The organism is Sphingopyxis sp. sgz302558, from assembly GCF_057220455.1.
Genome location: NZ_JBXPUZ010000022.1, coordinates 1 through 2,817, shown reverse-complemented (window position 1 = coordinate 2,817; position 2,817 = coordinate 1). Strand labels below are relative to the sequence as shown.

Here is a 2,817-nt window from a genome sequence, read left to right as displayed (position 1 = left end):
GCCAGATCGGCCCAGCCGTCATCGCCGAGTTCGTCGAGCGACTGGTCGGCGCGCTCGCGCAGCACTTGGCCCTGATGGTGGCGCTCAACCTCGACATGATCCTCGCCGAGCCGAATCAGCGTCTGCGCGCGCGTCGCTGCGAGCCTCGACCGCCAGCGCGCCGGGATGAGCGCGGCCAGTTCGCTGCGCCACCAGGCGACAAACTCGGCGCCAAGGGCGCGCCATTGCTCGGTCCGTGCGCTCATGGGCGGCACGCCAGCGAGATGGGATCGAAGCGGCAGCCGGGCTCGGCGGTGACCTGCGGGCGTGCCGTAAGCGCGAACCGCGTGCCGTCGCGCTCGGTGAAGGAAAAGCGCAGCGCCGGGCGCTGGCCCTCGCGCCCCGGCACAGCGTCGATGGCGATCGCCGCAAAACCACCCACGATTATGCTCGGCGGCGCAAGGGACGCACCGGTTACCGGGTCACGATATTCGGCGACCAGCGCCATGCCACCATCATCACCGCGGATCGCTGCGTAGCGCAGCGCAACGGGACCGCGCTGGCCGAGGCTAAGCGGCGGCGTGACGAGGAGTTCGTCGCTGCGCGCTCCTTCTTCCACAAAATAGGCGCTCTCAATCTGCGCTGCGATACCGGGCCAGGCGGCGAGCAAAGCCGCGCGTAGTGGCGGCGCAGCGCTGCGCGAAGCGCGCTCACCGATCCCGCCGACCGCCCAGCCGAGCCAGACGAGCAGCAGCGCGCCCGCGAGCATCGCGGCGAGCAATTCGATCAGCGTGAACCCGCGCTCGCGCTTGCGAACCGCGATCATGACGTCGGCGCCGCTTTGAGGCTGCGCCGCACGAGCCGCGCCCACCGGACATCGTCCATGTCCCGCACTTCGATCTCGACCTCGGACAGCAGGAGCAGCTGGCGCGGATCGCGCGCGACCTGCGTCTCGCGGGTGACTATGCGCCACGGCCCCTCGCGGCGGCTGGTCTCGCCTTCGGCAAAGGGGGCATGGCTGCGGGCTTTTAGCTCGGCCTCGGCGAGCAGCAACGCGGCACTATGCTGGCGATCATCCTGCACGCGCGCGCTGCTGTTCGCGAGCGCATTGCCGATGACGCCGAGCAGCAGCGCAGTGACGACCAGCGCCACCAGCACCTCGACCAGCGTGAAGCCGCGCTCACCTCTAGCCATCATGGGCATCGCGATCAGTCATGGCCAAGTTCGGCGCGGCCGTCGGCGAGGCTCAATGTGATGCTGCGCCCCGGCGCGAGCGTGAGCGTGCCGCCGCTCGACGAGCCGTCAGGATAGAAGATAATGCGCGCGCTACTGCCCGTCGCCGCAGCATAGCGCGCCTTCGGCCCGAGTGCCACCAGATCGAGCGCCTGCGCGCGCCCGCTCGCCACTGCCGCGCTGCGGGCATCCGCCAATGTCGCGAGCGCGCTGCGCAGCTGCTCCTGGCCTGTCCGGCTGGGCGGACTGCCGAGCCGCGGTAGCGCAAGCGCGGCGACGAGCGCGATCAGCGCCAGCACCACGAGCATTTCGATGAGCGTGAACCCGCTCGGCAACTGGCGCGGCTTAGGGGCGGAAGCGCTGGTCGGCATCCTCGCCGCGCCCTCCTTCCCGACCATCGGCGCCAAGCGAGACCAGCTCAAAGCCGTCGCGCCCGCTAAGCGGTGTATAGATCAGCGGACGCCCCCAGGGGTCGGTCAATTGCTCGGCGCGCCGCACATAGGGCCCCGCCCAGCTGTCGAGACCCTCGGGCGCTTCCCACAAGGCACCGATCCCCTGACGGCGATCGGGGTAGCTGCCATTGTCGATCTGATAGAAGGAGAGCGCCTGGCCGACTGTCTGGAGCTGGATCTTGACCGCCTTGGTCTTGGCACCCTCGAACATGCGCATCACCTGCGGCACCGCAACTGCCGCGATCAGACCGATCAGCACCAGCACGACGAGCATTTCCATGAGGGTGAAGCCCGCCTCGCGGCCCGTGCGCCTGCCGTGCTGCGTCATGCCGCAAAATCCCCCACCGCAAAAATGCCCAGCAGCACGCCCGCGACCAGCAGCGCAACGAAAGTGCCAAGCAGGATGATGGNCGCCTGCCGTGCTGCGTCATGCCGCAAAATCCCCCACCGCAAAAATGCCCAGCAGCACGCCCGCGACCAGCAGCGCAACGAAAGTGCCAAGCAGGATGATGGCAATGGGATTGGCGAGCGATATCAGCCGCTCAACGCGCGCGCGCGCCGCGGCGTCGATGATCTTGCCTGCCTCGCCCAATGTACTTGCGAGCGCGCCGCTATGCTCGCCGACCTCGATCAGCCGCACCAAGGTCGCGGGCACTAGCGGGCTCGCCCCCAATGCAGCGGTAAAGCGCGCGCCTTCGCGCAAATCCTGCTCGACGCCGCGCAGCATCTGGCTCCAGCGGCGGCTTCCCATCGCTGGACGCGCGAGCGCGAGCGCCGGGACCAGCGCAATCCCATTGGCGAGCAGCGCCGCGAGCAACCGCGCAAAGCGCGCGGCGAGAAAACGATCGCGCAAACCGAGCAGCCCGGTCGCGCCGCCGGCGCGCGCTGCGAGACCGTCGAGCTGGCCGCCTCGCCAAGCGGATACCAGCAGCCCGAGTCCCACGACCATCACCGCCAGCATCGCACTGCCATGGTCGCGCACCGCGGCCGACAGGCCGAGCACCCAGCGGGTGAGCAGCGGCAACGCGGCTTCATTGCCGCGCAAAATGCTCTCAAACTGCGGCACCACCAAGGTCAGCACCACCACCAGCGCCAGCAAGGTCGCGGCGACGATCGCGGCAGGGTAGGTGAGCTGGGTGATTAGACTGCTGCG

General features: G+C 69.1%; 6 protein-coding genes. All 6 read right to left on the bottom strand.

The window, feature by feature from the left end:
* A partial coding sequence (locus AC2TC0_RS16110) for a hypothetical protein (protein ID WP_484718467.1) occupies positions 1-245 on the bottom strand: 245 nt, incomplete at its 3' end.
* On the bottom strand, positions 242-805 hold the full coding sequence (locus AC2TC0_RS16105; RefSeq protein ID WP_484718466.1) for a prepilin-type N-terminal cleavage/methylation domain-containing protein: 564 nt from the start codon (positions 803-805) through the stop codon (positions 242-244). The genes AC2TC0_RS16105 and AC2TC0_RS16110, both read right to left, overlap by 4 nt.
* Positions 802-1,176: a prepilin-type N-terminal cleavage/methylation domain-containing protein gene (locus AC2TC0_RS16100; RefSeq protein WP_484718465.1), complete on the bottom strand. Its 375-nt coding sequence runs from the start codon at positions 1,174-1,176 to the stop codon at positions 802-804. The genes AC2TC0_RS16105 and AC2TC0_RS16100 overlap by 4 nt, the downstream gene beginning before the upstream one ends.
* An 11-nt stretch (positions 1,177-1,187) precedes the next feature.
* The gene (locus AC2TC0_RS16095; protein ID WP_484718464.1) at positions 1,188-1,583 is read right to left on the bottom strand and encodes a prepilin-type N-terminal cleavage/methylation domain-containing protein; all 396 of its coding nucleotides are present in this window, start codon (positions 1,581-1,583) and stop codon (positions 1,188-1,190) included.
* Positions 1,558-1,992, bottom strand: a complete 435-nt coding sequence (gene gspG, locus AC2TC0_RS16090) for a type II secretion system major pseudopilin GspG (protein WP_484718463.1) — start codon at positions 1,990-1,992, stop codon at positions 1,558-1,560. Before gspG ends, AC2TC0_RS16095 begins: the two co-directional genes overlap by 26 nt.
* 99 nt (positions 1,993-2,091) lie before the next feature.
* Positions 2,092-2,817: type II secretion system F family protein (locus AC2TC0_RS16085; protein ID WP_484718462.1), on the bottom strand; the 726-nt coding region annotated here is incomplete at its 5' end.

Bases quoted from the DNA above. Each gene is read 5' to 3' on its own strand.
- AC2TC0_RS16100 (WP_484718465.1), bottom strand. From the start codon at position 1,176: ATGATGGCTAGAGGTGAGCGCGGCTTCACGCTGGTCGAGGTGCTGGTG.
- gspG (WP_484718463.1), bottom strand. From the start codon at position 1,992: ATGACGCAGCACGGCAGGCGCACGGGCCGCGAGGCGGGCTTCACCCTC.
- AC2TC0_RS16105 (WP_484718466.1), bottom strand. From the start codon at position 805: ATGATCGCGGTTCGCAAGCGCGAGCGCGGGTTCACGCTGATCGAATTG.
- AC2TC0_RS16095 (WP_484718464.1), bottom strand. From the start codon at position 1,583: ATGCCGACCAGCGCTTCCGCCCCTAAGCCGCGCCAGTTGCCGAGCGGG.